14 protein-coding genes are annotated in these 15,170 nt (G+C 65.9%); 10 read left to right on the forward strand and 4 right to left on the reverse strand.

The genetic code is table 11. The features are described from left to right. Positions 1-55: 55 nt before the first annotated feature. The 4 genes from odhB (at position 56) to ACQR2C_RS17055 (ending at position 4,227) form a co-directional block, all read left to right on the forward strand. Positions 56-1,297, forward strand: a complete 1,242-nt coding sequence (gene odhB, locus ACQR2C_RS17040; RefSeq protein WP_434881668.1) for a 2-oxoglutarate dehydrogenase complex dihydrolipoyllysine-residue succinyltransferase — start codon at positions 56-58, stop codon at positions 1,295-1,297. 66 nt (positions 1,298-1,363) lie between these two features. Beyond that, positions 1,364-2,110 (forward strand): SDR family oxidoreductase, encoded by a 747-nt coding sequence (locus ACQR2C_RS17045; protein ID WP_434881669.1) that lies wholly within the window; start codon positions 1,364-1,366, stop codon positions 2,108-2,110. A 45-nt stretch (positions 2,111-2,155) separates the two neighbouring features. Further along, positions 2,156-3,559, forward strand: coding sequence for a dihydrolipoyl dehydrogenase (lpdA, locus tag ACQR2C_RS17050; protein ID WP_434881670.1), 1,404 nt, complete (start codon positions 2,156-2,158; stop codon positions 3,557-3,559). 128 nt (positions 3,560-3,687) lie between these two features. Then, positions 3,688-4,227: a hypothetical protein gene (locus tag ACQR2C_RS17055; RefSeq protein WP_316180326.1), complete on the forward strand. Its 540-nt coding sequence runs from the start codon at positions 3,688-3,690 to the stop codon at positions 4,225-4,227. 201 nt (positions 4,228-4,428) lie between these two features. Here the strand turns inward: ACQR2C_RS17055 and ACQR2C_RS17060 are convergent, their stop codons facing one another. Together ACQR2C_RS17060 and ACQR2C_RS17065 are read right to left on the reverse strand one after the other, a co-directional pair. Further along, on the reverse strand, positions 4,429-5,019 hold the full coding sequence (locus ACQR2C_RS17060) for a DUF4337 domain-containing protein (RefSeq protein ID WP_434881671.1): 591 nt from the start codon (positions 5,017-5,019) through the stop codon (positions 4,429-4,431). Between the two features lie 82 nt (positions 5,020-5,101). Next, complete coding sequence (locus ACQR2C_RS17065) at positions 5,102-6,004, reverse strand: tyrosine recombinase XerC (RefSeq protein ID WP_434838895.1); 903 nt, start codon at positions 6,002-6,004, stop codon at positions 5,102-5,104. Between the two features lie 433 nt (positions 6,005-6,437). Here ACQR2C_RS17065 and ACQR2C_RS17070 point away from each other — a divergent pair, with 433 nt between their 5' ends. Further along, positions 6,438-8,648: a primosomal protein N' gene (locus ACQR2C_RS17070; RefSeq protein ID WP_434881672.1), complete on the forward strand. Its 2,211-nt coding sequence runs from the start codon at positions 6,438-6,440 to the stop codon at positions 8,646-8,648. 120 nt (positions 8,649-8,768) lie between these two features. Here the strand turns inward: ACQR2C_RS17070 and ACQR2C_RS17075 are convergent, their stop codons facing one another. Together ACQR2C_RS17075 and ACQR2C_RS17080 are read right to left on the reverse strand one after the other, a co-directional pair. After that, entirely contained in the window at positions 8,769-9,314 is a 546-nt protein-coding gene (locus ACQR2C_RS17075; protein WP_316215523.1) for a septal ring lytic transglycosylase RlpA family protein, read from the reverse strand. 235 nt (positions 9,315-9,549) lie between these two features. Continuing rightward, entirely contained in the window at positions 9,550-9,891 is a 342-nt protein-coding gene (locus ACQR2C_RS17080; RefSeq protein ID WP_434881673.1) for a hypothetical protein, read from the reverse strand. Positions 9,892-9,968: 77 nt separating this feature from the next. Here ACQR2C_RS17080 and ACQR2C_RS17085 point away from each other — a divergent pair, with 77 nt between their 5' ends. The 5 genes from ACQR2C_RS17085 (at position 9,969) to ACQR2C_RS17105 (ending at position 15,140) form a co-directional block, all read left to right on the forward strand. After that, the gene (locus ACQR2C_RS17085) at positions 9,969-10,529 is read left to right on the forward strand and encodes a F0F1 ATP synthase subunit delta (protein WP_315800691.1); all 561 of its coding nucleotides are present in this window, start codon (positions 9,969-9,971) and stop codon (positions 10,527-10,529) included. Next, a complete protein-coding gene (atpA, locus tag ACQR2C_RS17090) occupies positions 10,529-12,061 on the forward strand; it encodes a F0F1 ATP synthase subunit alpha (protein WP_172112905.1) in 1,533 nt (510 codons plus the stop codon). The genes ACQR2C_RS17085 and atpA overlap by 1 nt, the downstream gene beginning before the upstream one ends. Positions 12,062-12,216: 155 nt before the next feature. Next, positions 12,217-13,095 (forward strand): F0F1 ATP synthase subunit gamma, encoded by an 879-nt coding sequence (locus ACQR2C_RS17095; RefSeq protein ID WP_315800690.1) that lies wholly within the window; start codon positions 12,217-12,219, stop codon positions 13,093-13,095. A 96-nt stretch (positions 13,096-13,191) separates the two neighbouring features. Further along, positions 13,192-14,634 (forward strand): F0F1 ATP synthase subunit beta, encoded by a 1,443-nt coding sequence (gene atpD / locus ACQR2C_RS17100; RefSeq protein ID WP_172112903.1) that lies wholly within the window; start codon positions 13,192-13,194, stop codon positions 14,632-14,634. 98 nt (positions 14,635-14,732) lie between these two features. Beyond that, positions 14,733-15,140 carry a F0F1 ATP synthase subunit epsilon gene (locus tag ACQR2C_RS17105; RefSeq protein ID WP_315715938.1) on the forward strand — a complete coding sequence of 136 codons (408 nt, stop codon included), beginning with the start codon at positions 14,733-14,735 and terminating at the stop codon, positions 15,138-15,140. Positions 15,141-15,170 lie beyond the last annotated feature (30 nt).

Genomic DNA, 15,170 nt, shown 5'->3' on the forward strand with positions numbered 1-15,170 from the left:
GCAAGGCGATGGCGGACCGGCTTTATGACCGCACGGGTTATTGAGGACAAAGACCATGACTGAAATTCGCGTTCCGACGCTGGGTGAATCCGTCACCGAAGCCACCATCGGCCGCTGGTTCAAGAAGGCCGGCGACGCCGTGGCGGTCGACGAGCCCCTCGTCGAGCTCGAGACCGACAAGGTGACGATCGAGGTGCCCGCGCCGTCGGCCGGCACCTTGGGTGAGATCATCGCCAAGGATGGCGAGACCGTCGCCGTTGGCGCGCTGCTCGGCCAGATCACCGATGGCGCGGCCGCTGCGAAGCCGGCCGCTGCTGCTCCCGCCGCGACTCCGGCGAAGCCCGCCGCGGCTGCCCCTGCTGCCGCTCCAGCGCCGGCCAAGGCGCTGCCCGCCGATACGCCGCAGGCCCCGTCGGTGCGCAAGCTCTCCGCCGAGAGCGGCGTCGATGCCACTACCGTGCCGGGCTCTGGCAAGGATGGCCGCGTCACCAAGGGCGACATGCTGGCGGCGATCGAGCGCGCCGCCTCCGCCCCGACCCCGGTCAATCAGCCGGCGGCTTCCGTGCAGGTGCGTGCGCCGTCGCCGGCGGATGACGCCGCGCGCGAGGAGCGCGTGAAGATGACCCGGCTGCGCCAGACCATCGCGCGCCGCCTCAAGGACGTGCAGAACACCGCGGCGATGCTGACGACCTTCAACGAGGTCGACATGACCAACGTCATGGCGCTGCGCAGCCAGTACAAGGATGTGTTCGAGAAGAAGCACGGCTCGAAGCTCGGCTTCATGGGCTTCTTCACCAAGGCCGTCGTGCAGGCGCTGAAGGACATCCCGGCCGTGAACGCCGAGATCGACGGCAGCGATCTCATCTACAAGAACTACTACCACATCGGCGTCGCCGTCGGCACCGACAAGGGACTGGTCGTCCCGGTCGTGCGCGACTGCGACCACAAGTCGATCGCCGACATCGAGAAGGGCATCGCCGATTTCGGCCGCCGCGCCCGTGACGGCCAGCTCAAGATCGACGAGATGCAGGGCGGCACCTTCACGATCACCAATGGCGGCATCTACGGCTCGCTGATGTCGACCCCGATCCTGAACGCGCCGCAGTCCGGCATTCTCGGCATGCACAAGATCCAGGAACGGCCGGTGGTGGTCGGCGGCAAGATCGAGGTCCGGCCGATGATGTATCTGGCGCTGTCCTACGACCATCGTGTCATTGACGGCAAGGAAGCCGTGACCTTCCTGGTGCGCGTCAAGGAGAGCCTGGAAGATCCGGCGCGGCTGGTGCTGGATCTCTGAGGCGAACGACGACATGACGAATTGAGGCGCGCCTGGCAGCGCGCCTCAGACCTAACGGGGGCCAGCATGACCGACAGGGTTGCAGTGATCACCGGCGGCAGCCGCGGCATCGGCCGCGCCACTGCCCTTGCCGCCGCGGCGCGCGGCTTCAAGATCGTGGTCGGCTACGCCTCGAACGAGGCGGCAGCGCAGAGCACGGTCGCCGCGATCGAGGCCAAGAACGGCAAGGCGATCGCCGTCAAATGCGACGTCGGCCGCGAGCGCGACATCCTCGCTCTGTTCAAGGCGGCGGACAAGTTCGGCACCCTCGGCGCGCTCATCAACAATGCCGGCATCGTCGGCCCGACCTCGCGCGTCGACGAGATGAGCGCGGAGCGCATCGAGCGGCTGATGGCGGTCAACGTCACCGGCAGCATCCTCTGCGCCCGCGAGGCCGTGAAGCGGATGTCGACGCGGCATGGCGGCCAGGGTGGCGTCATCATCAACCTGTCGTCGGTCGCCGCCAAGCTCGGCTCGCCGAACACCTATGTCGACTACGCCGCCTCGAAGGGGGCGATCGATTCCTTCACCATCGGTCTGGCCCACGAGGTCGCGAGCGAGGGCATCCGCGTCGCCGCCATTCGCCCCGGCCTGATCGATACCGACATTCACGCCTCCGGCGGCGAGCCCGATCGCGCCCATCGCCTCGCGCCGATGGTGCCGATGAAGCGCGTCGGCACCGCGGAGGAAATCGCCAATGCCATCGTCTGGCTGCTGTCCGACGAGGCCTCTTATGTCACTTCGGCCATTCTCGACGTGTCGGGCGGACGCTGACGACCGTCAATATCTCTGACTTGCAAGCTCACGGAACATTCGATCATGGCATCCTACGATCTCGTCGTCATCGGTACCGGACCCGGTGGTTATGTCTGCGCCATCCGCGCGGCGCAGCTCGGCATGAAGGTGGCCGTGGTCGAGAAGAACGCCACCCTCGGCGGCACCTGCCTCAATGTCGGCTGCATGCCGTCGAAGGCGCTCCTGCACGCGTCTGAATTGTTCGAGGAGGCCGGGCACTCCTTCGCCAAGATGGGCATCAAGGTCCCGGCGCCGGAGATCGATCTGCCGGCGATGATGAACTTCAAGCAGCAGGGCATCGACGGCAACGTCAAGGGCGTCGAGTTCCTGATGAAGAAGAACAAGATCGACGTGCTCGTGGGCAAGGGCAAGATCCTCGGCACCGGCAAGCTGCAGGTCACCGGCAATGACGGTGCTGCGCAGACCGTCGAGACCAAGAACATCGTCATCGCCACCGGCTCGGACATCGCGCGCCTCAAGGGCATCGAGATCGACGAGAAGCGCATCGTGTCCTCGACCGGCGCGCTGTCGCTGGACAAGGTGCCGTCGAGCCTGCTCGTCGTCGGCGCCGGCGTGATCGGCCTTGAGCTCGGCTCGGTGTGGCGCCGCCTCGGCGCCAAGGTCACCGTGGTCGAATTCCTCGACCGCATCCTGCCCGGCATGGATGGCGAGATTGCCAAGCAGTTCCAGCGCATCCTCGAGAAGCAGGGCTTTGCGTTCAAGCTCGGCGCCAAGGTCACCGGCGTCGACACGTCGGGCGCGACGCTGTCGGCGACCATCGAGCCCGCAGCGGGCGGAGCGGCTGAAAAGATCGAAGCCGATGTCGTGCTGGTGGCGATCGGCCGCGTGCCCTACACTGAAGGACTCGGTCTGCAGGAAGCGGGCGTCATCATCGATAATCGCGGCCGCGTCCAGATCGATCATCATTTCGCGACCAGCGTGCCCGGCGTCTACGCCATCGGCGACGTCGTCGCGGGCCCGATGCTCGCGCACAAGGCCGAAGACGAGGGCGTCGCTGTCGCGGAGATTCTCGCGGGCCAGGCCGGCCACGTGAACTACGACGTCATTCCGGGCGTGGTCTACACCACGCCCGAAGTGGCCTCCGTCGGCAAGACCGAGGACGAGTTGAAGCAGGCCGGCGTCGCCTACACCGTCGGCAAGTTTCCGTTTACCGCGAACGGCCGTTCCAAGGTCAACCAGACCACTGACGGTTTCGTGAAGATCCTCGCCGATGCGAAGACCGACCGCGTGCTCGGCGCCCATATCATCGGCCGCGAAGCCGGGGAAATAATTCACGAGGCCGCCGTATTGATGGAGTTCGGTGGCTCTGCCGAGGATCTTGCGCGCACCTGCCACGCGCATCCGACGCGCTCGGAGGCCGTCAAGGAAGCCGCGCTTGCGGTGGGTAAGCGGGCCATCCATATGTGATGGACGCCCGGAGGCGCCTTAGGTGGGTGCGACAAAACGCCCCGCTTATGACGCTGAACCGAACGGCAAGGCGCGAGGTCCTATCGTCAAAGGTCTCAACCCTCGGGGCCCGGCGGAGATGGAGTCCGATGCTGCGCCGCCTGCTTCAGCCGTTCTGGGTTCTGCTTGCGATCATCTTCCTGATCGAAGCTTGGTTGTGGGACCATCTCGAGCCGGTCGTGGCGCGCATCGTCGCCGCGATTCCGCTGCGGAGCTTGAAGCACTGGCTTGCCGCGCGGATCGAGACGCTGTCTCCGGCGCTGACCTTGATCGTCTTCGTCGTGCCGGTCGTGCTGCTGTTTCCGCTCAAGCTGCTCGGCATGTGGCTGCTGATGCACCATCAGTGGAAGCTCGCGCTGGCCACGATCGTGTCCGGCAAGATCGTCGGTGTCGGTGTCACCGCATTCATCTTCGACGTCACGCGCAGCAAGCTGCTGCAGATGGGCTGGTTCGCTTGGCTGTATGAGGCCGTGCTCACGCTGCGCAGCAAAGCCTCGGCCCTCGTCGAGCCGATCAAGCAGCGTGTCCGTGAGGTCGTCGGCGAGTTGCTTCGGGGCAATACCCGCGGCTGGTCGGCCCGCGTGGTTCGCCAGATCCTGCGCTTCCGCCGCAGCGTGCAGGCGCGCTGATCAAGAAGAGCCATTGGGCGGCTTCATTCGCCTGCTCACCACCCGCGTCATTCCGGGGCAATCCTCCGTGTGCGGCCGCAAAGCCGCAGCGTGCCGGCGATTGAGCCCGGAATCTCGAGATTGTTGAGAATGAACGCAAGCCGAGCTCGAGATTCCGGGTTCAAGGCCTGTGGCCTTGCCCCGGAATGACGGCTTTCGTGGCTAATGCAGATGCAAGAGATGCGGCTGGAACAGGCCGAGCAGCGTCATGGCGATCCCGATCAGTGCGAGCCCACCGGAGGCCCAGGCCAGCACGATCATTCCCGTAATGATCGTCGCCGACGCCAGCACGATGCCGATCTGGAAAGCGGCCGACGCCAATTCGTAGTGGTGATATTTCGCCGTCGCCTCGTCGCGCTCGTGCTCGGCGTGCTTGGCGCGTTCAGCGAGCTGCTCGCTGCCTTCGCCGGTCTCCGGCTCCGAACGATAGCGCGCGGCATTCTTCTGCCAGTCATCGATCTGCTTCTGCAACGCCGACTTGGCCGCCTCGTCCGGCAGCGCCGGCAGGTTCAGCTTGCCCTGCTCGGCCGCGGTCTGCACCACGGTGCGGCGCACGGTCTTGGCCTGGAAGAAGGCCCAGAGGTTGGATGCCTCGACGTTCTTGCTGATCGATTCGGTCTGCGCGCCCTTGCCGAGCGTTTCCGACAGCGCCAGGAACAGCGCGATGACGGCGATCAGCAGCGCGATCTTCTTGTTCTCGCCGGACGCATGCTCGGCGTGCTCCGCATGCTCCATGCTCTCATGTGCGCTCATCTGTTCCCCTCCGGATCAAGCGAGGGAGACGATTGCCGGAACCACGGTGGTCGCGCAAGGGAAACGATGTGACGGAACGGTGTCAGCGCCGCGGATGCGCCGACGCGTAGACCTGCAGCAGCCGTTCAGAATCGATGCCGGTATAGATCTGCGTGGTCGACAGCGAGGCGTGGCCGAGCAGCTCCTGGATCGCGCGCAGATCGCCGCCGCGCGACAGCAGGTGCGTGGCGAAGGAGTGGCGCAGCGCGTGCGGCGTGGCGCTGTCGGGCAGGCCGAGCGCGCCGCGCAGCCGCTCCATCGCGAGCTGAATGATGCGCGGGCTCAACGGACCGCCCTTGGCGCCGACGAACATCGGCCCAGCTCCCGGAAGCGGGTAGGGGCAGAGCCTGGCGTACTCGTCGATCAGCTGCAGCACGTTCTGCAGCACCGGCACCATGCGCGTCTTGTTGCCCTTGCCGGTCACGACCAGCACGTCGCCTTCGCCCGGCCGCGGCACCTCGCGGCGTTTCAATCCGAGCGCCTCGGAGATGCGCAGGCCGGAGCCATACAGCAGCGCCATGACCGCGGCGTCGCGCGCCAGCACCCAGGTCTCGCGGGTCTCGCCGGCACGCTCGTCGGCATCGGCGAGGCGCTTGGCGGCGTCCATCGGCAGCGGCTTCGGCAGGCTCTTGGCGATCTTTGGCGCGCGGATTCCCGAGAGGGCGCCGACCTTGCCTTTGCCCTCGCGCTCCAGGAAACGACCGAACGAGCGCAAGCCTGCCAGCGTCCGCATCAGGGAGCGTCCGGCGATGTCGTCGGCGCGCCGCATCGCCATGAAGGCCCGGACGTCGGCGGCTTCCAGCACCGCAAAGCGCGCCAATGTCACCGGTTCACCCCAATGGGTGCAGAGGAATTGCAGGCATTGCCGCAGGTCGCGGGCATACGCCTCGACCGTCTTCGGGGACAGCCGGCGCTCGCTGCGCAGATGCGCCAGCCACTGCATCATCGCGCGCACCACGCCGTCATCGGCGCCGATCAGGTCGGAGAACTCCGGCGCATCGTCGGCATCCGTTTCAGGTGGTCGCGTCTGCTTTGCCATGCGTGCGTGCCCAGCGATGGGACGAGGTCCTGCGAGCTTGTCGGCCGCCGCGAATGCGGTCTGCGCCTCTCCCCGCCTGCGGGGGGAGGTCGGATTGCATCGTCAGATGCAATCCGGGTGAGGGGGTACAGGTCTCACGGCGAACACGTCCCGTGCGTCTGCCCCTCATCCCAGCCCTCTCCCCGCAAGAGCGGGGCGAGGGAGCGCAGCGGCGCTCGCGGCGAGAAGCTCGGTCTCAACCCGTCGGTTCATCTATATATATCGCATCCTCGTCCTTTACCGTTCGCTAACTTTGCCGGGCGGCTTTCGCTTCAGCCCGAGCAAGGCTATCTCCGCCCTCATGGACCGCCCGACCGATCTCTTTCCAGGTGCAGTCAGCACGGCCGGCGTGGTCGACGTGCTGGTTCCGGTCGCGCTCGACCACACTTATTCCTACCGCGTGCCGCGCGGCATGGCGCTGAAGCCCGGCGATGTCGTCGGCGTGCCGCTGGGGCCGCGCGAGGTGCTGGCGGTGGTGTGGGCGGAGAACGCCAATCCCGATCCGCGACTGCACAACAGGCTGAAGGACGTCAGCGAGAAGCTCGACGTGCCGCCGCTCAAGCCGGAGCTGCGGTCGCTGGTCGACTGGGTCGCCAATTACACGCTGTCGCCGCGCGGCATGGTGCTGCGGATGTGCCTTCGCATGGGCGAGCATCTCGGGCCGGAGCGCGTTCGCCTCGGCGTCCGGCTGGTCGGCGAGCCGCCAAAGCGGCTGACGCCGGCGCGGCGGCGGGTGATCGAGGCGGTGTCGGATGGCCTGCTGCACGGAAAGTCCGACCTCGTCCGCGAGATCGGCGTCTCCGGCAGCGTGATCGACGGCCTGGTCGACGAGGGGACGCTGACGGTCGAGGCGATGCCGCGGGCCTTGCCGCCGCCGACGCCGGACCCGTCCTTCGCCCAGCCCGAGTTCTTCGATGCACAGTTGGCCGGCGTCGAGGCGATGCGGGCGCTGGCTGCCAATGGCGGCTTTCAGGTCGCGCTGCTCGATGGCGTCACCGGCTCCGGCAAGACCGAGGTGTATTTCGAGGCGGTGGCCGAGACCGTCCGCCGCGGCCGGCAGTCGCTGATCCTGATGCCGGAGATCGCGCTGACCGGGCAGTTCCTCGACCGCTTCTCGCGCCGTTTCGGTGTGCGCCCGCTGGAATGGCATTCCGAGCTGACGCCGCGCACGCGCCAGCGCAATTGGGCGGCCATCGCCGCCGGCGAGGCGCCGGTCGTGGTCGGCGCGCGCTCGGCGCTGTTTCTGCCCTACGCCGATCTCGGCCTGATCGTCGTCGATGAGGAGCACGACCAGGCCTACAAGCAGGACGAGGGCGCGCACTACCACGCCCGCGACATGGCGGTGGTGCGCGGCCACATCGCCAAATTCCCGGTCGTGCTGGCGTCAGCGACGCCCTCGGTCGAGACCGAGGTCAATGCGCGCAAGGGCCGCTACCAGCGCGTCGCGCTGCCGTCGCGCTTCGGCGGCCAGCACATGCCGCACATCGAGGCGATCGATCTCAGGCGCGAGCCGCCGCCGCGCGGCCGCTACATCTCGCCGCGGTTGGCGGACGAGATCCGCACCGCGATCGAGCGCGGCGAGCAGGCGCTGCTGTTTCTCAATCGCCGCGGCTATGCGCCGCTGACCTTGTGCCGCGCCTGCGGCCACCGTTTTGCTTGCACCATCTGCGACGCTTGGCTGGTCGACCATCGTTTTCGCCAGCGCCTGGTCTGCCACCATTGCGGGTTCTCGATGGCCCGGCCGCCGGCCTGTCCGCATTGCGCCGCCGAGGAATCGCTGGTCGCGGTCGGCCCGGGCGTCGAGCGGCTGCAGGAGGAGGCGGCCGCGCTGTTTCCCGACGCGCGCAGCATGGTGCTGTCGAGCGACCTGATCACCTCGATCGAGACCATGCGCGCCGAACTCACGGAGATCGCGGAAGGCCGCGTCGACCTCATCATCGGCACCCAGCTCGTGGCCAAGGGCCACAACTTCCCTCGGCTCAATCTGGTCGGCGTGGTCGACGCCGATCTCGGCCTCGGCAACGGCGATCCGCGCGCCGCCGAGCGCACCTGGCAGCTCCTCAACCAGGTGATCGGCCGTGCCGGCCGCGAGCAGGGCAGGGGGAGGGGCTATCTGCAGACGCACCAGCCCGAGCATCCCGTCATGAAGGCGCTGATCGCCTGCGACCGCGAGGCCTTCTACACCAGCGAAATCGACGTTCGCGAGCGCACGGGTTACCCGCCGTTCGGCCGGCTGGCGAGCCTGATCATTTCGGCAGGGGACAGGCCGACCGCGGAGGGCTTCGCGCGCCGGCTGGTGGCGTCGGCGCCTTCAGAGGAGGGCGTGCTGCTGCTCGGACCGGCCGAGGCGCCGCTCGCCGTCATCAAGGGCCGCTACCGCTTCCGGCTGCTGCTCAAGTCGGCGCGCAATTTCGATCTGTCGGATTATCTGCGCCATTGGCTGGCGCATGCGGAGAAGCCCAGGGGCAATCTCAAGCTCGAGGTCGACGTCGACCCGCAGAGCTTCTTGTAGCACAAGGCACGCCATCACCGCCGTCATTGCGAGGAGCGAAGCGACGAAGCAATCCAGAGTCCCAAAGGAGCCCTGGATTGCTTCGCTGCGCTCGCAATGACGCGCGGATAGATGGGTGACTTACGACACGACCTCGGCGGTGACGCGGCCGACGCCGGCGCGGGTCAGGCCGATGGCGCGGGCGGCGCCCGTCGAAAGGTCGAGCACACGGCCGCGGATGAATGGGCCACGGTCGTTGACAGTGACGATGACGCTCTGGCCGCCATGAGTGACGCGCAGCTTGGTGCCGAACGGCAGCGAGCGGTGGGCGCAGGTCATGGCGTTGGCGTTCATGCGCTGGCCGGATGCGGTGCGGCTGCCGGACTCGTTGCCGTAGTACGATGCCATGCCGGAGAAGGTGCGGCCCGTTCCGGACGACGGCGCGACCGATGCGTTGGCATTCATCCAGGACGAGTTGTTCGACCAGCCGTTCGAAAACGAGTCTGCCGCGGGCTGGGCGGCCTGGCGCGCCATATGATGATGGTGGTGGCGCGCGTGGTGATGGTGGTGCCTGGACCGGGCCGAGGCTTCGGTGGCGCTGCCGCCGACGATCAGCGTCACGGCAACAGCGAGCGCGGTGCGCGAGCCGGCGATCTTGCCAGCCGAGAGGTTCTTCAGTTTCAGCATCTGGATCTGTCCCTCGAAACAGTATTGCTGCGTTCTGCAGCCAGTGGACCCCCGTCAGGTGTTGAGGCGCGCGCCGTTTGATGTCGCAATGAGGCACGAATGGGGCAGTAGAAATTGTTCCGCTCGGATCGGAATATCTTGGGACTGGTGATCTTCATCACCGAAAATTCCGTAATCCGCCCGTTTAACGCTTCATTAACTAATTAATACTTTCAACTACTGTCGTGTTAAGTCGTCATTGAGGTTGTGAAGATGTTGCCAAGTAATTGATATCGATCCGGCCGATCGCCGCTGGAGCCGCCAAGTCGGCAGTCAAGGCCAAACGGACATAGCGGCCATGCAGCAACAGGCGGAACGAATACGCGGATCGTCGGTACTGGGTTCGGGGTGCACCGCCGGCGGCGATCGCGCCGCTTCCGGGTCCGTCCCGGGCTCCGACCGCAGCGCGGCAACAAGGTGCCGAATAGCGGGCCACCGCTTGTTGCGGCTGCGCGTACGCTATGTTAGCAAAGCGCCGCTTTTCGTGATCAAGCTGCTCTTGCGGCGATCGAAAATCAAAGTCCTGCTTGAATTCCAAGGGCTTAACTGGTTTGCGCCGCAGCGGCGCGCCGGTGTCCCTCTTGTGGGTTGGGCGCATATAAAAAGAGCACGTCTGTGGCTGCTGAAGATCCCTCCGTATCCGGTGTGTCCGGTCGTTACGCGACGGCCCTGTTTGAACTGGCCCGTGACGAAAAGTCCGTCGATGCGGTCAAGGCCGATCTCGACAAGTTCAATGCCCTTCTCGATGAGAGCGCCGACCTCAAGCGCCTGGTCCGCAGCCCGGTGTTCGGCGCGGACGTGCAGCTCAAGGCGCTCAATGCGGTGCTGGACAAGGCCGGCATCGCCGGCGTCGCCGCCAACGTGCTGCGTGTGCTGACCACCAACCGCCGCCTGTTCGCGGTCGCCGACGTGATCCGCGCCTTCAACGCGCTGGTCGCCAAGTATAAGGGAGAGGCCACGGCCGACGTCGTCGTCGCCGAGCCGCTCTCGGACAAGAATCTCGACGCCTTGAAGGCCTCACTGAAGACGGTGACCGGCAAGGACGTCGCGCTCAACGTGAAAGTCGATCCAGCGATTATCGGCGGGCTCGTCGTCAAGCTCGGCAGCCGCATGATCGATAGTTCGCTTCGCACCAAACTCAACTCGATCAAGCACGCGATGAAAGAGGCAGGCTGATGGACATCCGCGCCGCGGAAATTTCCGCGATCCTCAAGGACCAGATCAAGAATTTCGGGCAGGAAGCCGAAGTCACCGAAGTCGGACAGGTGCTGTCCGTCGGCGACGGTATCGCCCGCGTCTACGGTCTCGACAACGTCCAGGCCGGTGAGATGGTCGAGTTCGAGAACGGCACCCGCGGCATGGCGCTGAACCTCGAGACCGACAACGTCGGCGTCGTCATCTTCGGCGCCGACCGCGAGATCAAGGAAGGCCAGACCGTCAAGCGCACCCGCGCCATCGTGGACGCGCCGGTCGGCAAGGGCCTGCTTGGCCGCGTCGTCGACGCGCTCGGCAACCCGATCGACGGCAAGGGTCCGATCCAGTTCACCGAGCGCAAGCGCGTGGACGTCAAGGCGCCCGGCATCATTCCGCGCAAGTCGGTCAACGAGCCGATGGCCACCGGCCTGAAGGCAATCGACGCCCTGATCCCGGTCGGCCGCGGCCAGCGCGAGCTGATCATCGGCGATCGCCAGACCGGCAAGACCGCGATCGCGCTCGACACCATCCTGAACCAGAAGCCGCTGAACGTCGCTGGCGCTCCCGAGAGCCAGAAGCTGTACTGCGTCTACGTCGCCGTCGGCCAGAAGCGCTCGACCGTCGCCCAGTTCGTCAAGGTGCTCGAGGAGCAGGGCGCGCTGGAATACTCGATCGTCGTCGCCGCGACCGCCTCCGATCCGGCCCCGATGCAGTATCTCGCGCCGTTCACCGGCTGCACGATGGGCGAGTACTTCCGCGACAACGGCATGCACGCCGTCATCATCTATGACGATCTGTCCAAGCAGGCCGTCGCCTATCGCCAGATGTCGCTGCTGCTGCGCCGCCCGCCGGGCCGCGAAGCCTATCCGGGCGACGTGTTCTACCTGCACTCCCGCCTGCTGGAGCGCGCTGCGAAGCTCGGCAAGGACCATGGTCTGGGCTCGCTGACCGCGCTGCCGGTCATCGAGACGCAGGCCAACGACGTGTCGGCCTACATTCCGACCAACGTCATCTCGATCACCGACGGCCAGATCTTCCTGGAGACCGATTTGTTCTTCCAGGGCATTCGTCCTGCGGTGAACGTCGGTCTGTCGGTGTCGCGCGTCGGCTCCTCGGCGCAGACCAAGGCGATGAAGAAGGTCGCCGGCAAGATCAAGGGCGAGCTGGCGCAGTACCGCGAGATGGCCGCGTTCGCACAGTTCGGCTCCGACCTCGACGCCTCGACCCAGCGCCTGCTGAACCGTGGTTCGCGCCTGACCGAGCTCCTGAAGCAGCCGCAGTTCTCGCCGCTGAAGATGGAAGAGCAGGTCTGCGTGATCTGGGCCGGCACCAACGGCTATCTCGACGCGCTTCCGCTCGGCAAGGTGCGCGCCTTCGAGGACGGCCTCCTGTCGCTGCTGCGCGGCAAGAATGCCGACCTCCTGAACGCGATCCGCGACAGCAAGGATCTGTCCGACGACAGCGCCGCCAAGCTGAAGGCGGTGGTCGAAGGCTTCGCCAAGACCTTCGCCTGATCGCTAGAGGTCGTGGCCGGCTCCGGCCGGCCATCCACGCCTTCGGGGTGGACAACGTGACATCTCATGCCCAGCATCAGGCTGGGCATGACCAATCTCAGGGTTGAGCGGTCGGGTCTCCAGGGGATCGGCCGCCGGGGTGAGCTAGACGAACAATGGCGTCACTGAAAGACATGCGGGTCCGCATCGCCTCGACCAAGGCGACGCAGAAGATCACCAAGGCCATGCAGATGGTCGCCGCCTCCAAGCTGCGCCGCGCGCAGCAGGCGGCCGAAGCGGCGCGTCCCTATGCCGAGAAGATGGACGCCGTGATCTCCAACATCGCGAGCGCCACCATCGCCTCCGCCGGCGGCCCGAGCCTGCTCGCGGGCACCGGGCGCGACCAGGTGCATCTGCTGCTGGTCTGCACCGGCGAGCGCGGCCTGTCCGGCGCGTTCAACTCCTCGATCGTGCGTCTGGCGCGCGAGCGTGCGCTAGCCCTGATGAACCAGGGCAAGGAAGTGAAATTCTTCTGCGTCGGCCGCAAGGGCTACGAGCAACTGCGCCGTCAGTTCGACAAGCAGATCGTCGAGCACATGGATCTGCGCTCGGTTCGCCAGATCGGTTTTGCCAATGCCGACGAGATCGCCAAGAAGGTGATCGCCCGCTTCGAGGCCGGCGAGTTCGACGTCTGCACGCTGTTCTATTCGCGCTTCCGCTCGGTGATCGCGCAGATCCCGACGGCACAGCAGATCATTCCGCTGGTGGTCGAGGCGCGGCCTGCCAATGCTGCGCCGCTGGCGCCTTACGAATACGAGCCGGAGGAGGACGAGATCCTCGCCGGGCTGCTGCCGCGCAATCTCGCCGTGCAGATCTTCCGCGCGCTGCTCGAAAACAACGCCTCGTTCTACGGTGCGCAGATGTCGGCGATGGACAATGCCACGCGCAACGCCGGCGAGATGATCCGCAAGCAGACGCTGATCTACAACCGCACGCGTCAGGCGATGATCACCAAGGAACTGATCGAAATCATTTCGGGCGCCGAGGCGGTCTAGCCAGATCGCGTCGCGCCTCTTTGAAGCGCAACCCAGGAACATATCCCGGTCGAGCCGACCGTGGTTTCGTATACGGATCGTAAGGAGAGACACTCAATGGCTACCGCAGCCAACCAGATCGGTCGCATCACCCAGGTCATCGGCGCCGTCGTCGACGTGCAGTTCGAAGGTCACCTGCCGGCCATTCTCAATTCGCTCGAAACCAAGAACGCCGGCAACCGCCTTGTGCTCGAGGTCGCCCAGCATCTCGGTGAATCCACCGTCCGCACGATCGCGATGGACACCACCGAAGGTCTGGTGCGCGGCCAGGAGGTGACCGACACCGGCTCGCCGATCCGGGTGCCGGTCGGCGAGGGCACGCTCGGCCGCATCATGAACGTGATCGGCGAGCCGATCGACGAAGCCGGCCCCGTCAAGGCGGAAGGCCTGCGTCCGATCCACGCGGACGCGCCGAGCTACACCGACCAGTCGACGGAAGCTGAAATTCTCGTCACCGGCATCAAGGTCGTCGACCTCCTGGCGCCCTATGCCAAGGGCGGCAAGATCGGCCTGTTCGGCGGCGCCGGCGTCGGCAAGACCGTGCTGATTCAGGAGCTGATCAACAACGTCGCCAAGGCGCATGGTGGTTATTCGGTGTTCGCCGGCGTCGGCGAGCGCACCCGCGAGGGCAACGACCTCTATCACGAGTTCATCGAGTCCAAGGTCAACGCCGATCCGCACAATCCGGATCCGAGCGTCAAGTCGAAGTGCGCGCTGGTGTTCGGTCAGATGAACGAGCCGCCCGGCGCCCGCGCCCGCGTCGGCCTGACCGGCCTCACCGTCGCCGAGCACTTCCGCGACCAGGGCCAGGACGTGCTGTTCTTCGTCGACAACATCTTCCGCTTCACGCAGGCGGGCTCGGAAGTGTCGGCGCTGCTCGGCCGTATCCCGTCGGCGGTGGGTTATCAGCCGACGCTCGCCACCGACATGGGCGCGCTGCAGGAGCGTATCACCACCACCAACAAGGGCTCGATCACCTCGGTGCAGGCGATCTACGTGCCGGCCGACGACTTGACCGACCCGGCGCCGGCGACGTCGTTCGCGCACTTGGACGCGACCACCGTGCTCAACCGCGCGATCTCGGAAAAGGGCATCTACCCGGCGGTGGACCCGCTCGACTCCACGTCGCGCATGCTGTCCCCGCTGGTCGTCGGCGAGGAGCACTATCAAACCGCGCGCATGGTCCAGCAGATCCTCCAGCGCTACAAGTCGCTGCAGGACATCATCGCCATCCTGGGCATGGACGAGCTCTCGGAAGAGGACAAGCTGACGGTGGCCCGCGCCCGCAAGATCGAGCGCTTCCTGTCGCAGCCGTTCCACGTCGCCGAAATCTTCACGGGATCGCCGGGCAAGTTCGTCGACCTCGCCGACACCATCAAGGGCTTCAAGGGCCTGTGTGAAGGCAAGTACGACCACCTGCCGGAGGCCGCCTTCTACATGGTCGGCAACATCGACGAGGCGGTCGAGAAGGGCAAGAAGCTGGCGGCGGAAGCCGCCTAAGGGCGAATGGCGAATAGGGAGTAGCGAATAGGGTTATCCGCTGCTCCCTTCTCCATTCACTACTCGCCATTCGCTATTCGCTACTCGCAGGTTTCCTCATGGCTACTTTCCATTTCGATCTCGTCTCGCCGGAAAAGATCGCCTTCTCGGGTGAGGTCGACCAGGTTGACGTTCCCGGCCAGGAGGGTGATTTCGGCGTGCTCGCGGGCCACGCGCCGTTCGTGGCGACGCTGCGGCCGGGCATCCTGACAGTGACATCAGGCGGATCGCAGCAGAAGATCATCGTGCTCGGCGGTCTTGCCGAGATCTCGGACAAAGGTCTGACGGTTCTCGCCGACGTCGCCACGTCGCTGAAGGAGCTCGACCAGACCGCCTTCGCGGCCGAGATCGCCGGCATGGAATCCAAGCTGAACGAGAAGCAGGGCAACGAGCTCGATCGCGCGATCGAGCGGCTCGATCACTTCAAGACGATCCAGCAGCAGCTCAATACGACCGCGCTGCATTGATCCAACCGCACGACGTATGAATGAACGTTC

Source organism: Bradyrhizobium sp. HKCCYLRH3061 (genome assembly GCF_051168015.1).
In the GTDB taxonomy this organism is placed as follows: Bacteria; Pseudomonadota; Alphaproteobacteria; order Rhizobiales; family Xanthobacteraceae; genus Bradyrhizobium.

Coding starts and splice junctions, on each gene's coding strand:
- ACQR2C_RS17095 (WP_315800690.1), top strand. CDS start 12,217: ATGGCGTCACTGAAAGACATGCGGGTCCGCATCGCCTCGACCAAGGCG.
- ACQR2C_RS17075 (WP_316215523.1), bottom strand. CDS start 9,314: ATGCTGAAACTGAAGAACCTCTCGGCTGGCAAGATCGCCGGCTCGCGC.
- ACQR2C_RS17060 (WP_434881671.1), bottom strand. CDS start 5,019: ATGAGCGCACATGAGAGCATGGAGCATGCGGAGCACGCCGAGCATGCG.
- ACQR2C_RS17065 (WP_434838895.1), bottom strand. CDS start 6,004: ATGATGCAGTGGCTGGCGCATCTGCGCAGCGAGCGCCGGCTGTCCCCG.
- ACQR2C_RS17070 (WP_434881672.1), top strand. CDS start 6,438: ATGGACCGCCCGACCGATCTCTTTCCAGGTGCAGTCAGCACGGCCGGC.
- ACQR2C_RS17045 (WP_434881669.1), top strand. CDS start 1,364: ATGACCGACAGGGTTGCAGTGATCACCGGCGGCAGCCGCGGCATCGGC.
- odhB (WP_434881668.1), top strand. CDS start 56: ATGACTGAAATTCGCGTTCCGACGCTGGGTGAATCCGTCACCGAAGCC.
- atpD (WP_172112903.1), top strand. CDS start 13,192: ATGGCTACCGCAGCCAACCAGATCGGTCGCATCACCCAGGTCATCGGC.
- atpA (WP_172112905.1), top strand. CDS start 10,529: ATGGACATCCGCGCCGCGGAAATTTCCGCGATCCTCAAGGACCAGATC.
- lpdA (WP_434881670.1), top strand. CDS start 2,156: ATGGCATCCTACGATCTCGTCGTCATCGGTACCGGACCCGGTGGTTAT.
- ACQR2C_RS17055 (WP_316180326.1), top strand. CDS start 3,688: ATGCTGCGCCGCCTGCTTCAGCCGTTCTGGGTTCTGCTTGCGATCATC.
- ACQR2C_RS17105 (WP_315715938.1), top strand. CDS start 14,733: ATGGCTACTTTCCATTTCGATCTCGTCTCGCCGGAAAAGATCGCCTTC.